This is a genomic window from Stenotrophomonas sp. STEN022, from assembly GCF_056760155.1.
This window is the reverse complement of sequence record NZ_JBRREG010000098.1, coordinates 1-16721: the sequence shown is the minus strand read 5'-3', so window position 1 is coordinate 16721 and position 16721 is coordinate 1. Positions and strand designations below refer to the sequence as shown.

At 63.4% G+C, this 16721-nt stretch carries 12 protein-coding genes; 1 reads left to right on the top strand and 11 read right to left on the bottom strand.

The window, feature by feature from the left end; genetic code table 11:
- Positions 1–362: 362 nt before the first annotated feature.
- The 11 genes from gyrA to rpsF form a co-directional block, all read right to left on the bottom strand.
- Positions 363–3062 carry a DNA gyrase subunit A gene (gene gyrA, locus ACVOMF_RS17425; protein ID WP_481510379.1) on the bottom strand — a complete coding sequence of 900 codons (2700 nt, stop codon included), beginning with the start codon at positions 3060–3062 and terminating at the stop codon, positions 363–365.
- A gap of 347 nt (positions 3063–3409) precedes the next feature.
- Entirely contained in the window at positions 3410–4474 is a 1065-nt protein-coding gene (gene mtnA, locus ACVOMF_RS17420; protein ID WP_481510378.1) for an S-methyl-5-thioribose-1-phosphate isomerase, read from the bottom strand.
- A 61-nt stretch (positions 4475–4535) separates the two neighbouring features.
- On the bottom strand, positions 4536–5219 hold the full coding sequence (locus ACVOMF_RS17415; protein WP_481510377.1) for a DUF3011 domain-containing protein: 684 nt from the start codon (positions 5217–5219) through the stop codon (positions 4536–4538).
- 122 nt (positions 5220–5341) lie between these two features.
- Positions 5342–6289 (bottom strand): EF-P lysine aminoacylase EpmA, encoded by a 948-nt coding sequence (gene epmA, locus ACVOMF_RS17410; RefSeq protein WP_481510376.1) that lies wholly within the window; start codon positions 6287–6289, stop codon positions 5342–5344.
- A complete protein-coding gene (locus ACVOMF_RS17405; protein ID WP_481510375.1) occupies positions 6286–6762 on the bottom strand; it encodes an N-acetyltransferase family protein in 477 nt (158 codons plus the stop codon). Before ACVOMF_RS17405 ends, epmA begins: the two co-directional genes overlap by 4 nt.
- A complete protein-coding gene (gene ligA / locus ACVOMF_RS17400; protein WP_481510374.1) occupies positions 6759–9236 on the bottom strand; it encodes an NAD-dependent DNA ligase LigA in 2478 nt (825 codons plus the stop codon). Before ligA ends, ACVOMF_RS17405 begins: the two co-directional genes overlap by 4 nt.
- Positions 9237–9419: 183 nt before the next feature.
- Positions 9420–10160: a cell division protein ZipA gene (gene zipA / locus ACVOMF_RS17395; protein WP_481510373.1), complete on the bottom strand. Its 741-nt coding sequence runs from the start codon at positions 10158–10160 to the stop codon at positions 9420–9422.
- Between the two features lie 48 nt (positions 10161–10208).
- A complete protein-coding gene (smc, locus tag ACVOMF_RS17390; protein ID WP_481510372.1) occupies positions 10209–13712 on the bottom strand; it encodes a chromosome segregation protein SMC in 3504 nt (1167 codons plus the stop codon).
- Between the two features lie 231 nt (positions 13713–13943).
- Positions 13944–14393: a 50S ribosomal protein L9 gene (rplI, locus tag ACVOMF_RS17385; protein ID WP_481510371.1), complete on the bottom strand. Its 450-nt coding sequence runs from the start codon at positions 14391–14393 to the stop codon at positions 13944–13946.
- 144 nt (positions 14394–14537) lie between these two features.
- Entirely contained in the window at positions 14538–14768 is a 231-nt protein-coding gene (gene rpsR / locus ACVOMF_RS17380) for a 30S ribosomal protein S18 (protein WP_002804494.1), read from the bottom strand.
- A gap of 11 nt (positions 14769–14779) precedes the next feature.
- Complete coding sequence (gene rpsF, locus ACVOMF_RS17375; RefSeq protein ID WP_282266085.1) at positions 14780–15211, bottom strand: 30S ribosomal protein S6; 432 nt, start codon at positions 15209–15211, stop codon at positions 14780–14782.
- A 249-nt stretch (positions 15212–15460) separates the two neighbouring features.
- Here rpsF and ACVOMF_RS17370 point away from each other — a divergent pair, with 249 nt between their 5' ends.
- Positions 15461–16681, top strand: a complete 1221-nt coding sequence (locus tag ACVOMF_RS17370) for an MFS transporter (protein WP_481510370.1) — start codon at positions 15461–15463, stop codon at positions 16679–16681.
- The last annotated feature ends 40 nt before the right edge of the window (positions 16682–16721 follow it).

Below are 16721 nucleotides of genomic sequence, written 5' to 3'. Positions count from 1 at the left end.
CCTCGCCCCCCCCGCCCCCCCCCCCCCCCCCCCCAGCCCCCCCCCCCCCCCCCCCCCCGGCCCCCCCCCCCCCCCCCCCCCCCCCCCACTACGGAGGAACCCACGCGACACGTGTACTTGTCGCTGCGACGCTGGTCGCGGATTCCGGATCTTGGATTGCGAGCTAAAAGCCTGCCCTCTCCCCAACCCCTCTCCCGCGCGCGGGCGAGGGGCTAAAGTACCGCGAGCGCAAGCATTCCTAGCCCCTCTCCCGCCTGCTGGAGAGGGGTTGGGGTGAGGGCAAGCTTCTAGCCCATAAAACCAGACAAAAGCAAAAAAGCGCCGGCATGCCGGCGCTTTTTCAAAACCGAACCCCTGAAAAATCAGGCTTCCGGCGCTGCCGGTGCCACTGTTTCCACGGTGCCTGCAGCATCGTCTTCCAGTACCTCGTCCTCAGCCTCGAGCGAAGCATCCAGGCGTTCTACCGCCTGCAACTTTTCGCCCTTGGACAGACGGATCAGGGTCACGCCCTGGGTGTTACGACCAACGCGCGAGATCTCCGAACCACGGGTACGCACCAAGGTGCCACCGTCGGAAATCAACAGCACTTCATCGCCAGTGCCCAGCAGCACAGCGCTGACCAACCTACCGTTGCGCTCGCTGGTCTGGATGCCGATCACGCCCTGGGTGCCACGACCCTTGCGCGGGTAGTCCGCCAGCGGGGTGCGCTTGCCGTAGCCGTTTTCGGTAGCGGTCAGGATGTACTGCACGCCGGCATCGTCTGTAGCGTCGACGATCTCGCCGCTGTCCACTGCCACTTCCTCGACGCCGTTGTCCTCTTCGTTCTCATCCTCAACGCCGCCAGCACTTTCGGCGACGATCAGGCTGACCACTTCCTCGCCCTTGGGCATCTTGATGCCACGCACGCCGGTTGCGGTACGGCCCATCGAGCGGACCTTGTCTTCGCCGAAGCGCACGGTCTTGCCGTTGGAGGCGAACAGCACGATATCGCGCTCACCATCGGTCAGGCCGACGCCAACCAGCGCGTCACCGTCGTCCAGATTGATGGCGATCTTGCCGCGTGCCAGACGGAACGCGAACTCGCTCAGCGGGGTCTTCTTGACCGTACCGTTGCGGGTGGCGAAGAACACGAAGTGATTTTCGTCGTACTCGCGTACCGGCAACACGGCCTGCACGCGTTCACCGTTCTCCAACGCGATCCAGTTGATGATCGGACGACCGCGTGCATTGGAACCGGCTTCCGGCAACTGGTGCACCGGCAACCAGAACACCTTGCCCGAGCTGGTGAAGGTCAACAAGGTGTCATGGGTGTTGACCAGCCACAACTGTTCGATCGAGTCCTCGTCCTTGGTCGCTGCGGCGCTGCGACCGCGGCCACCGCGGCGCTGTGCACGGTAGGCACTGACCGGTTGACGCTTGACGTAACCGGCACGCGACAAGGTCACGACCACGTCTTCCGGTGCGATCAAATCCAGAATATCCAGATCTTCTTCGCTGTGACGGATTTCGGTACGACGCGCATCGCCGAATTCGGCGCGCACGCTTTCCAGCTCATCGCGGATGACCTGCAGCAGCACGTCCGGGTTTTCCAGAATACGGATCAGGCCAGCGATGACTTCCAGCAACTGCTTGTATTCTTCGGTCAGCCTGTCCTGCTCCAGCCCGGTCAGGCGGTGCAGACGCATTTCCAGAATCTGCGTGGCCTGGACTTCGCTGAGCTGGTAGTTGCCGTCGACCAGACCAATACCCTTGGGCAGGTCTTCCGGGCGCGATGCCTCGGCGCCGGCGGCGCCCAGCAGCGCACCGACCAGGCCCGGCTGCCACACCTTGGAGAGCATGCGCTCCTTGGCTTCAGCCGGATTTGCCGAGGTCTTGATCAACTCGATCATTTCATCGATGTTGGCCAAGGCAACGGTCAGGCCTTCCAACACGTGCGCACGCGCACGCGCCTTGCGCAGTTCAAAGATGGTGCGGCGGGTCACAACCTCACGGCGGTGGCGGATGAACGCCTCCAGCACTTCCTTGAGGTTCAACAACTTCGGCCGGCCATCGACCAGCGCCACCATGTTGATGCCGAACACCGACTCCATCTGGGTCTGCTGGTAAAGGTTGTTGAGTACAACCTCGGCCGACTCGCCGCGCTTGATTTCGATGTAAATGCGCATGCCGTCCTTGTCGGACTCATCGCGCAGCTCGCTGATGCCTTCGAGCTTCTTTTCCTTGACCAGCTCGGCGATCTTCTCGATCAACCGTGCCTTGTTCACCTGGTACGGAATCTCGGTGACGATGATCGACTCGCGACCATTGTCAGCCACTTCGATATCAGCCTTGGCACGGATGCGCACGCGGCCACGGCCGGTGCGGTAGCCGGCGATGATGCCGGCGGTGCCATTGATGATGCCGGCGGTGGGGAAATCCGGACCCGGGATGTATTCCATCAGACCATCGACATCGATAGCCGGATCGTCGATCAGCGCGATACAAGCGGTGATGGCTTCGGTGAGATTGTGCGGCGGAATATTGGTCGCCATGCCCACCGCGATGCCGGCCGAACCATTGACCAGCAGGTTCGGGAACCGGGTCGGCATGACCGTCGGCTCCAGTTCCTTTTCGTCGTAGTTGGGCTGGAAATCGACGGTTTCCTTGTCGATATCGGCCATCAGTTCATGCGTCAGGCGCGACATGCGGGCCTCGGTGTAACGCATTGCTGCTGCCGAGTCGCCGTCGACCGAACCGAAGTTACCCTGGCCGTCCACCAGCATGTAACGCAGCGAGAATGGCTGCGCCAAACGCACCAGCGCATCGTAGACCGACTGATCACCGTGCGGGTGGTACTTACCGATTACGTCACCGACGATACGCGCCGACTTGAAGTACGCCTTGTTGCTGTGAGCACCCAGCTCATTCATTGCAAACAGGACGCGGCGATGGACTGGCTTGAGGCCATCGCGGGCATCGGGGAGTGCGCGGCCGACGATCACGCTCATCGCGTAATCGAGGTAGCTCTTGCGCATCTCGTCTTCCAGGTTGACCTGGATGATTTCCTTGGCGTCTTCTGCCATTCGGGTTCCGTTGTCAGGTAGCGATCCCGTCCGCTGGTGGCACCTTGACGGGCCGCCCTGCCGGAAACTCGGATCAACCTGCGGAGTCTACCACAAGGGCAGGTTTTTCGCCGCCATTTAGGGTGCTTTTACCGGAAGAAATCAGGAACTTAGGGGCTGCCATAGGGTAACGCCGAGCCATGCTCGGCATGGGCCTTGCCGGTGCCACTTGCAGGAGCCCTCCCCTGTAGAGCCGAGCCATGCTCGGCTGCCGCCTTACCGGGCAAGCCGCTTGCCGAGGATGGCTCGGCACTACCTTCCACACATTCCGGGGAAAGCTCCTGCCGAGCACGGCTCGGCACTACCGGTTAGTTGGAGAACGCGGTGGACATGGTGGCCAGATCCGGCTTCAGGATCACGCCGCGTTCGGTGACGATGGCGTCGATCAACTCGCCCGGAGTCACGTCGAATACCGGGTTCCAGGCGGCGATGCCTTCGGCCACTGTGCGTACACCGCCCACGCCGAACAGTTCGCCCGGGTCACGCTGCTCGATCTCGATCTCGTTGCCATGCGCTGTGCCCATGTCCACGGTCGAAGACGGTGCGACCACCATGAACTTGACCCCATGATGGCGGGCGGCGATGGCCAGCTGATAGGTACCGATCTTGTTGGCAGTGTCACCATTGGCACAGATCCGGTCGGCGCCAACGATCACCCACTGCACCGCGCCGGTCTTCATCAGGTGCGAAGCCGCCGAGTCGGCGATCAAGGTCGCGTCGATGCCATCCTGCTGGAGCTCCCACACAGTCAGGCGTGCGCCCTGCAACCACGGCCGGGTCTCCCCGGCAAATACCTTCGCGATACGCTCCTGCGCCACGCCAGCGCGGATAACGCCCAAGGCGGTGCCAAAGCCTGCAGTGGCCAGCGAGCCGGTGTTGCAATGCGTCAGCACGCCACTGCCCGGTGCAATCAGCGCTGCGCCCAACGCGCCCATGTGGCGATTGGCAGCGAGATCCTCATCTGCGATTGCCTGCGCTTCAAGCGCGGCGACCAGTTTCCAGTCCGAACCGGCGACGGCGATAGCGCGGCGCATGCGTGCAAGCGCCCAGGCCAGGTTGACGGCGGTGGGACGCGAGGCATTGAGTCGATCCAGTGCTGGTGCCAACACCTGCAATGCAGCAGCACCGTCGCCGGCCTGCACTTCGCTCGCCGCCAGCACCACACCCCAGGCGGCAGCAATACCGATGGCGGGCGCTCCGCGCACGGTCAAGGCGTGGATTGCCGCTGCAACCGCATCGCTGTCATGGCACAGCACGTGCTCGACGATAAACGGCAGTTTGCGCTGATCCAGCAGCTCCAGGGCCTCGCCGGTCCAGCGGATCGGGCGGATATGGTCGTAACGGGCGTAATCAATGGCGGAGGTATCGTTCATCCGTCCATTGTAATCGGCGCTGCCCGGCGTGGACCAATAACCTGGAATCGACCAGTCCAGCTCAGTCGGCGGAAAATTCGCCGCGGCAGCCCTTGTCCACCCATATCCCATTGCGATCCCAACCCCAGCTGTCACCCTCCCGGCAGGCCGCTTTGGAAAGCTGCTCGACCAGAGTCACCCGACGCGTGACGCTGACGCCGCATTCGCGTCGCAGCTCGCTCTTGGATTCGCAGGTAACCCGGCGTGGGACATCGACAAAGCCAGAGCCATCCTCGGCGCCAACCTCGAACAGGCCCTGACAACCGCGACTGACCCAGATCTCCTTGCCGCTATATCCCCAGCTGCGCCCTTCGCGGCACGGCAGCACCGACTGCTGCCGCAACAAGCGCACAGGCGCCCCCCGCAACACCACGGGGCAAACCTCCGTCCGTCCCTTCGATTCGCAACGTACCACCCGGCGTGTGGTACGGGTGGAAGCCTGCGCCCGCGCGAATTCAGCACTGCAACCCCGGCTTACCCAAACCGCATTGCCTTCGATGCCCCAACTGGTCTCGCGGATGCAGTCGCGCTTGGACAGCTGCCGCACCAATTGCACGCCAGCGCTGGTATCCATCGGGCAGAACGCCCGCAGCTGATCACCTGATTCGCAGCGCACAACCTGCCGGTCCGCCGCTGTTGGCGCAGATTCCCGGGCTGCCAGTACGGTCGGCGCCAGCAATAGCAGCAAGCCGCAGACCCGCTTCATCAGACGCTCCCCTGTTCGGTCATGATGGGTTCCGATGATCACACACTGCCTGAGTCTTTGTGAGCAAAGCATCATCATCGTCGCTGGCAACATGCAAATCCTTGATCAAGCGCAAACCAGCATCAGGCGCTGGCGAAATCAAACGCCAATACATCGCCGATACGCGGCGTACCGGCCAAGGCCATCAGCAAGCGATCCACCCCAACCGCAACACCGGCACAGGCAGGCAACGACGGCAATGCCGCAAGAAAGGCTTCATCCAAGGGCGGTTGTTCAGCTCCGCGCGTTGTGCGGATCGCCAGATCGCGCTCGAATCGCTGCCGTTGCTCAACTGCATCGTTCAGCTCGTGGTAGCCATTGGCCAGTTCGACCGGACCCAGGTAAAGCTCAAAACGTTCAGCCAATGGCGGCGTGCCCGGACGAATCCTGGCCAGCGCGGCCTGGCTGGCCGGCCAGTCATGAATCACGGTGATGGCATCGACTGCGAACTGCGACTGGATGCGATGGCTCATCAGCAGATCCAACCAGTCATCGCGGGTCAGGCCATCGGGCTGGATACCGACCTCGCCCAGACCCGCTCGTAGCTGCGCTTCGTCAGCCTGGAACGGATCCAGCGCCACCGTCTGCGTGAACAGGTCGCGGTAGCTGACGATGCGCACCGATGCAGGCGGACGCTGCACCAGCGCCAACGCTTCCTGTACCAGCGCAATGGCTTCATCGATCAGCCGGTGATGATCCCAGCCAACCCGGTACCACTCCAGCATGGTGAACTCGGGATTGTGGCGACCACCGGCCTCACCGTTGCGGAACACACGGCCCAGTTCGTAGCAATCACCCACACCGGCAGCCAGCAATCGCTTGAGCGGATACTCCGGCGAGGTGCGCAACCAGCGCTGCGGCGAACCGGCATCGACATGCCCGCTGAAGCGGGTATGGAAGCCCTCGATGTTCGGCTCGGTATTGCCGGCAGCTGACATGATTGGCGTTTCGACCTCCAAGACATCACGCGCAGCGAAGAAACCGCGGATCAGTGCATTCAAGCGAGCGCGCTGGTGCAGGGCTTCGATCACGAGTGCAAACGCCCGGAGTGCCCGTCCAGTGACAAGGTCAGGATGTCGCGCTCATCGTCGCGGTAGCCAGCCGAGATATACAACGACTTGGCCTTCGCATTGTGGTGGTTCACTTCCAGCCGGATCACCGCAGCGCCCTGCCCTGCAGCCCAGTCGCGAGCCAGCGCCAAGGCCTGTCGACCCCAGCCACGACCACGCGCTGCCGGGCCCAGGTACAGCTCGTCCAACAATACGAAACGACCGCCCTGCTCGACGCTGAAGCACCAACCCAAGGTGATGTAGCCGACCACATTGTCGCCATCGAGCAACAACAACGCCGCGCCGCAGCTTGGTTGCTCCAGCAGCGTGTGCAGCCCAGGCTCCACGCGCTCTGCGATATAGGGAATCTGGTCTTCCACATAGAACTCGCGCACCATCGCAATCAGCTGCGGGAAGTCTTGCAGTTGCGCCAAGCGCGCCTTGATCTCACTCATGCTTGTTCTCCGTGCTCGGCGAGGAAGGCAAGCAGACGCGCCTCGTCCCATACTTCCACACCAAGCTCATTTGCCTTGTCCAACTTGGAGCCGGCTTCGGTACCGGCCACCACGAAACTGGTTTTCTTCGAGACGCTGCCGGCGACCTTCGCGCCCAAGGCCTCAAGCCGGGCCTTGGCCTCGTCGCGGCCCATCTGCGTCAAGGTGCCGGTGAGCACTGCGGTCTTGCCGTCGAGAACGCCAGCGACCTGTTCCTGCGCCTCCGGCGTGATCGCCAGCAAACCGTCCAATGCAGCGCCAGCCGCGCTGAACAGCTGCGCATTGGCATCAACATTCAGCCACGCAACCAGCGCATTGGCGGTTTCCGCCGGCAGGCCAGCGGTCATGAAGTTATGCGCTTCCTCATCCAGGATCGCCGCCGTGGAACGGAACGCCTCGGCCAGCTGGCGCGCGCGCACCGGCGTGACCTTGGGAATCTCAAGATCCGCCAACAAGGTGGCCAGATTCAGATCGGCGCGCAGCTTTGCATTGGGCGCGTGCGTATCGCTGATCTGCACGCCACGCTCCAACAACGCGTCAATGGCTTGCTGGTTGCCCGGCTGCGCCATGAAATGGCCAATCGAGCGGGCAACTTCACCACCAATATCCGGCACGCGCTTGAACATCGGCCACGGCAGGTGGCGGATCAATTCGAGATCACCAAACCACGCCGACAAGGCCTTGGCGGTGCTTTCGCCCACGTGCTCGATGCCCAGCGCAAACAGCAAGCGCTCCAGCGTGGTGTTGCGGCTGGCTGCAATCGCGGCGATTAGATTATCGGCCCACTTGGTCGCGATCTTCCTGGTGTTCCACTCAAAACTGGCCGGCACCGACAAGGCCTGTGCGCGCCAGGAAGCATCGCTCGCATCTAGCTTGAGGATGCGATTGAGGGTGTCGCCACTGCCTTCCGGCTGCAGGTGCTGGCCGAGCTGCGAGGCGAGTGCTTCAGGTGAGTCAGCATCCAGCGCCAGTTTCAACACCAGCAGCTGATCGCGGTTGAGTGCATACAGATCGGCGACGCCGCGCACGATACCGGCATCCACCAACACCTCGATGTATTTGTCACCCAGGCCATCGATATCCATCGCCTTGCGCGAGGCGAAGTGGGCGATGGCCTCCTTGCGCTGCGCCGGGCAGCTCAGCTCGCCGGAGCAGCGCCACGCCGCCTCGCCTTCCTCGCGCACGATTTCCGACCCGCACACCGGGCAGGCGCGTGGCATCTGCCACGGCGTCGTGCCTTCCGGGCGCCGGTCCACAATGACACTGACAACCTCGGGAATCACATCGCCGGCGCGGCGCACGATCACCGCATCGCCAACGCGCACATCCAGGCGCGCGATCTGGTCGGCGTTGTGCAGGGTGGCATTGGTGACCACGACGCCTGCCACATGCACCGGCTTCAGCCTTGCAACCGGCGTTGCTGCACCGGTACGGCCGATCTGGATCTCGATGGCCTCGACCGTGGTGGTCTGCTCCTGCGCGGGGAATTTGTGCGCGATCGCCCAACGCGGTGCGCGTGCGACGAAGCCCATTTCCTGCTGACCATCGCGGTCATCAAGCTTGTAGACCACGCCATCGATGTCATAGGCCAGACTGTCGCGGCGCTCACCGATATCGCGGTAGTACGCCAGCAGGCCTTCGGCGCCCTGCACCACCTTGCACAGGTCGCTGACCGGAAAACCCCATTGCGCCAGCTGCGCCAACGTTGCCGAATGCGTCCCGGGCAGCTCGCCACCGGACACTTCACCGAGCCCATAGGCATAGAAACTCAGTGGTCGCTGGGCGCTGATCTTCGGATCAAGCTGGCGCAGCGAGCCGGCCGCGCCATTGCGCGGATTGGCCAGCACCTTGCCGCCATGCAGGCGCGCCTGCTCGTTGTAATGTTCGAAGTCGGCGCGCGGCATGTAAACCTCGCCACGCACCTCCAGCACTTCAGGCCAGCCCTGGCCGTCCAGTTGCTGCGGGATGACCTTGATCTGGCGCAGGTTGGCACTGACGTCTTCGCCGGTTGCACCGTCGCCACGGGTCGCACCCTGCACGAACACGCCGTTCTCGTAGCGCAGGTTGATGGCCAGACCATCAAGCTTGGGCTCTGCGGAGAAGAACAACTCGCGACGATGCAGGCGCTCATCGATGCGACGCACGAAGTCATGCACTTCGGCATCGGTGAAGGCGTTGCCCAGCGATAGCATCGGTACGGCATGCACGACTTCCGGGAAACGCGATGACGGCTTGCCACCGACCTGATGGCTTGGCGAGTCGGCGCTGTCCAGTTCCGGATGTGCAGCTTCGAGCGCTTCCAGCTCGCGCATCAACCGGTCGTACTCGGCGTCCGGGATGATCTGCTCGTCGTGCTCGTGATAAGCACGCGAGGCGTCGGCCAGCTGGCGGCGAAGTTCGCTGATGCGCTGGGTGGCGGCGGTGTTTTGATTCATGCGGCGATTTTACCTGCGCGGAGTGGAAGCGCGGGTGAGCTGGTGATGCTTGGGATTTACGTTTACTACGAACAGCACCCCTCCCCGGCCCTCCCCCTGCCTGCGGCAAAGGGAGGGGGAAGAGCTCGGTTCCCTCCCTTGGCGTAGCCAGGAGAGGGTTGGGGAGGGATAGCTCTTAAGGCATCACCAACGCGGCGACTTCGTCAGCGGCGGCGCCTGATGCTGGCGGTCATAGGCACGCAGATCATCGCGGATATGCGCGATGCGCTGGCGACCCAGCGCATTGCGGCTGTCATCCAGCACCACGCCATCCAGCAGTTCACCCATGCGCTGCACGGTCGGCAGCATCTTTTCCCAGGCATCGAGCGCGGTCATCGGCGCCGGCAAGGTCAGGAAGAACGCAATGGCCGGGGTTTCCATCTCGCGGATGTTGGCCATGTCGAAACTGCCCGGCTTCATGATGCTGGCCATCGAGAAGATCGGGCCGCGCTCCGAATGCCCTTCCACCAGGCGGTGGAACACATTCATGTAGCCGAAGACCAAGCCAGTCTTTTCCGCCGCCACCACGATGTCCTCGCCACGCAGCACCTGCCCGGAACGGGCAGCCACGTACAGCGAGACAATCTTGTCGAAATCCTGGGTAGGCCGCTTGCCGAGCTCACTCAGGTTGCCTTCGTCCACGTCAGGCAGGCCGAGCTCGGGCTGGCGCACGCCGTCGCCTTCTGCGCCACCCTCGCCCACCTCGGCACCTGCAGCGCCATCGGCACCGCCCAGCACCGGCTCGCGCCGCGGTTGCTCACCACTGGCAGGTTCCTTGCGCTTGCCTTGGGCCAGGCGCTTGGGCCGGCTGAAAAAGAAAATGGCCGCTACCAGCAAAACGCCGGCAACCAGAATGCCGATACGCAACAGTGCCGTGTCAGACATGCGCTGCAGTCTCCGGATTAATCGTTCAGGTGGTTAAAGGATGGCACGTCAGGCCGCGCCCGCCAATCGGGCAGCCTCTTCCAGATCAACACTGACCAGTCGGCTGACACCCGGCTCACGCATGGTGACACCCGACAACTGGTGCGCCGCCTCCATCGTCGCCTTGTTATGGCTGACGAACAGGAACTGCACCTTCTCGCTCATTTCCTTGACCATATTGGCCAGGCGACCGACGTTGGCCTCGTCCAGCGGCGCGTCCACCTCGTCCAGCAGGCAGAACGGGGCCGGGTTGAGCTGGAAGATCGCGAACACCAGCGCCACTGCGGTCATCGCCTTCTCACCGCCGGACAGCAGCGAGATATTGGACACGCGCTTGCCCGGCGGCCGCGCCATGATGGTCACGCCGGTGTCGAGCAGGTCTTCGCCGGTCAGCTCCAGGTAGGCATGGCCACCGCCGAACAGGCGCGGGTACAGCGCCTGCACGCCGGAATTGACCCGGTCGAAGGTGTCCTTGAAGCGCCCGCGGGTTTCGCGGTCGATCTTGCGGATGGCATCTTCCAGGGTTTCCAGCGCGGTATTCAGATCGACGTTCTGCGCCTCCAGATACTCCGAACGCTGCGAGGCCTCCCCGTACTCGTGGATCGCGGCCAGGTTGACCGGTTCCAGGCGACGCATGCGGCCATCGATCTGGTGCACTGTCGACTCCCAGTCCGACAGGCGTGCATCTTCGGGCAAGGTATTGATCACGTCCTGCAGCACGAAGCCGGCCTTCTCCACCGCGGCCGACAGCTGCTCGGCGCTGAGCACCAAGGCCTGCTGATCGAGCTTGCGCTGCGAGATGCGCTCGCGCTGCGCGAGCGACTGCTCGTCGCGTTGGTGGCGGGTCTGTTCCAGGCCACGCAGCTCATGATCGATACCGTCAAGCAAGGTACGCGCTTCGGCCAGCACGCGATCAACACGCACGCGCTCGGCCAATGCGTTCTGGTGCTCGGCTTCCAGCGTATGGACCGGTGTATCGCCCTCATCCAGCTGCGAGTGCAGTTCGCCAAGACGTGAATCCAGCTGACCGCGCTGGGTGCCCATGCGTTCCAGCGCATGGCTCAGCGAACTGATCTGGGTGCGCTGCGACTCCAGCGTCAGCGCCAGCGCATGCATGCTGTCGCGCACATTGCGTGCAGCATCACGCGCCTGATCGCGGGCATCGCTCATCTGCCTGCGCTCGCTTTCCAGCGCATGCCGGGCCGACTCCAGATCGCCCATGCTGGACACGGCCTCATCCAGTCGCAGGCGCGCCTCGCTCGCCTGCTCACGGCTGACATCCAGCGTTTCCAGCAGCTGCGCCAGCTCAGCCTCGATACGTTCAATGCGCGTGCGCGTGGATTCCAGCTTGCCCTGCTGGCTCTGCAGCTGCCCCGCCAGTTCGGAGCCGGCGCGATGCGCTTGATACAACGAGCGTTGCACGTCTTCGCGCTGCTGCTCGGCGGCCAACAATTGCTCACGCAGGCCAGCCAGCTGCTGTTCCAATGCAGCCTCACGCTCCTGCAGGGATTCGATCTGCTCGCGCAAGGTGACGATCTCGCGCTCGCGCAACAGCGCGCCCTGCTCGGCCGCGCCGGAACGCGACATGCGCACCCAGCCCTGGCCCAGACGCTCACCGCTGCGGGTGATCACCGATTCGCTGTCGCCAAGCTTGCGCGCCAGCTGCTGCGCCTGCGTCAGATCTTCAGCGCCATGCAGGTGTGCCAGCAGGCGGCGGATCGCCAACGGCCCCTGCACTTTTGCGGCCAGGGAAGTCGGCGCAAAGTCAGCCTTGCCATCGGCGTCTGCAACCAGCGCGATGCGTCCTTCGCCCAGCTCAGCCAGCGCATCAACCAGGGCTTCCGGTGCATCCACCAGCACGCCTTCGATCAGCTGACCGAGCGCGCTCTCAACCGCGTTTTCCCAGCCACCTTCAACGGTGATGCGCTCGCCAACGCGCGCAGCCGAATCCAGCCCACGTGCTTTCAGCCATGCTGCCGCTGCGCCCTGCTCCTGGCCAAGTGCGGCCTGCTGTAGTGTTTCCAACGAGGAAAGCCGGCCGCGCGCGGACTGCGCCTGCTTGCGAACATCAGCCAGTTCCGACTGCCCGGCACGCTGCTGCTCCTGCAGCGTCGCCACCGATTCCTTGCGCAGCTCGACCTGCTCACTCAAGGTTTCCAGCGCGGTCTTCTGGGTTTCGTGTTCCACTTGCAGCTGTTCGAAGGCCTCGGCCAGCGCATCCAGGTCCAGACCGGCGCGCTCTGCCTGCAATGATTCGCGGCGGCGATCGGCTTCAAGCACCTGCTTGTCCAGGTAATCCACGCGGGTGCGCTCGACCTCGCCGGAGCGGGTCGCCTCGGAGGTGTTGCGGTTATGCGCTTCCCAGCGCTGCTGCCAATCAGCCAGTTTTGCCTCGGCCTCGCGCAGCGCTTCCTGGCGGATCTCATTGCCTTCCTGCAGCTGTTCCAGCTGCGGCTCGGCGTTCTCCACCGACTCACGCAGCACGATCAATTTGGCTTCATCGCCACTGATGTGCTGACCCAGTTCGGACAGCGCCTGACGGGTTTCGTCGCGCGCCTTGTGCAGACGCTGCGCCAGTTCCCGCTGGTGGTGAATCTGCTGCTCAAGCCGGGCCAGGGTGCTGCCCACCTGGTACACATCGGCCTGCGCCTTGTTCAAATTCTCGGCCGCTTCTTCGCGGCGCACGCGGCCGGTTTCGATACGGCTTTCCGCTTCGCGCTGTTCGGCGATCAACTGCTGCAGCTTGGTTTCCTCGCGCGACAGGGCTTCGCGCAGGCCGCCCAGACGGCCATCGAGGCCGCGGTATTCCAGCGCCTTCCATTCGGCGTCCTTGACCCGGCGTTCTTCCTGCAACGCCTGGTACTGCTCGGCCTGCCGCGCCTGGCGCTTCAGGTGTTCGAGCTGCTTGCCAATTTCCTCGCGCAGGTCGTTGAGCCGATCCAGATTCTCGCGGGTGTGGCGGATGCGGGTTTCGGTTTCCTTGCGGCGCTCCTTGTACTTGGAGATGCCGGCGGCTTCTTCCAGGTACACGCGCAGGTCTTCCGGGCGCGCCTCGATGATCTGGCTGATCATGCCCTGCTCGATGATCGAGTAGCTGCGCGGGCCAAGCCCGGTGCCCAGGAACAGATCGGTGATATCGCGGCGGCGGCACTTGGTGCCGTTCAAGTAATAGTTGCTGCTGCCATCACGGCTGACCGTGCGCTTGACCGAGATTTCGTTGAACGAGGCGTACTCGCCGGAAATCGTGTGATCGGCGTTGTCGAAGATCAGTTCCACCGTCGCCTGCGACACCGGCTTGCGCCCGGCCGAACCGGAGAAAATCACGTCGGTCAGCGAATCGCCGCGCAGGCGGCTGGCCGAGCTCTCGCCCATCACCCAGCGTACCGCATCGATGATGTTGGACTTGCCACAGCCGTTCGGACCGACAACGCCGGTCATATTGGTCGGCAGGTGCAACGTCGTGGGATCGACGAACGACTTGAAACCGGAGAGCTTGATCGTGGATAGACGCATGGAATCGGGCTGTTGGCGGACATCGGCAGCAACTGCCGACACCCGGAATGAGGTTCCGGAGGTTCCCTTCCCGCACTCAAACCATTGATATTCCAAAGAATTCAACGATCAAAACACGGCACTGGCAACCGAGTATAGCGACACCCATGGCCATCGGTGGCCAGACCCACCAGGCGACCAAAAGAAACGGGCGCCTTGCGGCGCCCGTTCTTTACAACCAGTGCGGCAGGATCAGGCGTCGGCTTCGACGATGACCTTGACGGTGGTTTCCACATCGGCGTGCAGCTTGACGATGACGTCGAACTCGCCAACGTTGCGGAAAGCGCCTTCGCCCAGGATCACTTCGCTCTTGCTCAGCTCCAGACCGGCAGCGGTGAAGGCTTCAGCGATATCGCGCGGGCCAACCGAACCGTACAGCTTGCCTTCGGTCGAAGCGTGCGCACCGATGGTGACGCTGGCGCCTTCGAACTTGGCAGCGCGGGCTTCGGCATCGTTGTGCGAGGCCTGGGCCTTGGCTTCGTACTCAGCACGCTTGGCTTCGAACTCGGCGATGTTGCTGGCGGTGGCCGGAACGGCCTTGCCCTGCGGCACGAGGAAGTTACGGCCGTAGCCCGGCTTCACGTCAACCAGGTCGCCCAGGCCGCCGAGGTTGGTCACTTTCTGGATAAGAATCAGCTTCATGGTGTAGCTCCGTTATTCGTTAGCGGGGCCGATGGCTCCGCAACGCTTGCTGTCCGAATAGGACGGTGGATGCGGAAAATCCGGCCAAGGCCGGATTTCCTGTCGAGAACCTGCAGCGAATGCTGGTTCTTCCGAAAAATCGGATTAGACGTCGTGGTTGTCCGTGTACGGGATCAGGGCCAGGAAACGGGCGCGCTTGACGGCCGTGGCCAGCTGGCGCTGGTACTTGGACTTGGTGCCGGTCACGCGGCTCGGAACGATCTTGCCGTTCTCGGTCAGGTACTGACGCAGGGTGTTGAGATCCTTGTAATCGATCTCTTTCACGCCTTCAGCGGTGAACTTGCAGAACTTGCGGCGGCGGAAGAACTTGGACATGAAAGTGCTCCTTATTCAGCAGAAGCGGCGTCGTCGCCGGCTTCGTCATTGTTGGAAGATGCACCTTCTTCGTCGTCACGACGACGGCGCTCGCCACGCTCGGGCTTGTCACCCTTCTCGTCCTTGCTCTTCATGATCAGCGACTGCTCGGTGTCAGCCTCGTCACGCTTGATGACCAGGTTGCGCAGCACGGCGTCGTTGAAGCGGAAGCTCTCGGTCAGTTCGTTCAGAACTGCCTGGTCGGCTTCGATGTTCAGCAGAACATAGTGAGCCTTCACCAGGTTCTGGATCGGGTAAGCCAGCTGGCGGCGCCCCCAATCTTCCAGACGGTGGATGGTGCCGTTGCCGGCTTCGACCAGCGCCTTGTAGCGCTCGATCATGGCGGGGACCTGTTCGCTCTGATCCGGGTGGACCAGGAACACGACTTCGTAATGACGACTCATGTTTTTATACCTTTCGGATATAGCCCTGACGGGCTGGACAGCCCCCCGCTGTGCTTCGCGGTGGGGCAAGGGATCCTGCACTGGGAGCGCAGGAAGCCGGGCATTATCCACTGGAAGTGAACTGGAGGCAAGTTACCCCGGCCCGTGCAACACAGCATCCGTCGCCGCGACAAGCCTCGGTCGCCACGGATGCTGCGTCGCAACAGTACACTATGTAACCGATTCCACGCCCTCCCCGGACCGCCTGACGTGAATTCCACGCTTTCCCTGGCAGCGCAGCTGACGCCGCGCCAGCGCACTTTCATCCTCATCGCACTCTCACTGGGCGGCTTCGCCATCGGCACCAGCGAGTTCGCCAGCATGGGCTTGATGCTGGAAATCAGCCGCGGCCTGGCAATCAGCGAAGCCCAGGTCGGGCACCTGATCAGCGCTTACGCCATCGGCGTGGTGGTTGGCGCACCGCTGCTGGCCTTTGCCGGCGCCAGCCTGCGCCGCCGCAGCCTGCTGCTATGGCTGATGGGCTTCTACGCCATCGGCAATCTGGCCAGCGCGTTGGCCCCGAGCTACCACACGATGTTGGTGGCGCGCTTCGTCGCCGGCCTGCCGCATGGCGCGTACTTCGGCGTGGCCATGCTGGTGGCTGCCTCGATCAGCCCACCGGAACAGCGCGGCGCGGCCGTCTCAAAGGTGCTGTTGGGCCTTTCCATCGCCATCCTGCTCGGCAACCCGCTGACCACCTGGCTGGGTCAGCAGTTCAACTGGCGCAGCGCCTTCGTGCTGGTGAGCCTGCTGGCACTTGCCACGGTGACAATGGTTGCCCGCCAGCTGCCAGCCGATCCGAACGAAGTTCGCACCTCGCCGATGCGTGAACTGCGTGCCTTCAACACCAGCCAGGTATGGCTGGCACTGGCCATAGGCGCGATCGGCTTTGCCGGCATGTTCTGCGTATTCACCTATCTCGCACCAACCCTGGTCAATGTCACCGGCATCAATGAGCGCTGGATGCCGGTCGCGGTCGGCCTGTTCGGCGTCGGCGCGATCATCGGCAATGTTGCCGGCGGCAAGCTGGTCGACCGGCTGCAGTTCCGCGCGGCCGGCGGGCTGCTGGCTTGGTCCATTGTGGTGCTGATGCTGTTCCCGCTTGCCGCGAACTCGGCCTGGGCAATGGTGCCGGCGATCATCGCCGTGGGCACGATGGGCGCGCTGGCCGTGGCCCTGCAGACCCGATTGATGGACGCGGCCGGCGAGGCCCAGACTCTGGCTGCGGCCTCCAACCATGCCGCTTTCAACACGGCAAATGCACTGGGCCCGTGGCTGGGCGGCATGGCGATTGGCGCCGGTTATGGCCACGCCTCAACGGGCTATGTGGGCGCGGCGACCGCGGCGGTAGGCTTGTTGCTGTGGGGTATCGCGGTGGCGCAGCAGCGCCGTCAGGGCGAGCCCGCGCAAATGGCCGCCGACGGAGCGTAGTTGCGGGCGCCCCAGGCCACCGGGGAGGATGAGAAAAAAA

Coding starts and splice junctions, on each gene's coding strand:
- ligA (WP_481510374.1), bottom strand. CDS start 9,236: ATGAATCAAAACACCGCCGCCACCCAGCGCATCAGCGAACTTCGCCGC.
- mtnA (WP_481510378.1), bottom strand. CDS start 4,474: ATGAACGATACCTCCGCCATTGATTACGCCCGTTACGACCATATCCGC.
- ACVOMF_RS17415 (WP_481510377.1), bottom strand. CDS start 5,219: ATGAAGCGGGTCTGCGGCTTGCTGCTATTGCTGGCGCCGACCGTACTG.
- rplI (WP_481510371.1), bottom strand. CDS start 14,393: ATGAAGCTGATTCTTATCCAGAAAGTGACCAACCTCGGCGGCCTGGGC.
- rpsR (WP_002804494.1), bottom strand. CDS start 14,768: ATGTCCAAGTTCTTCCGCCGCCGCAAGTTCTGCAAGTTCACCGCTGAA.
- ACVOMF_RS17405 (WP_481510375.1), bottom strand. CDS start 6,762: ATGAGTGAGATCAAGGCGCGCTTGGCGCAACTGCAAGACTTCCCGCAG.
- rpsF (WP_282266085.1), bottom strand. CDS start 15,211: ATGAGTCGTCATTACGAAGTCGTGTTCCTGGTCCACCCGGATCAGAGC.
- smc (WP_481510372.1), bottom strand. CDS start 13,712: ATGCGTCTATCCACGATCAAGCTCTCCGGTTTCAAGTCGTTCGTCGAT.
- zipA (WP_481510373.1), bottom strand. CDS start 10,160: ATGTCTGACACGGCACTGTTGCGTATCGGCATTCTGGTTGCCGGCGTT.
- gyrA (WP_481510379.1), bottom strand. CDS start 3,062: ATGGCAGAAGACGCCAAGGAAATCATCCAGGTCAACCTGGAAGACGAG.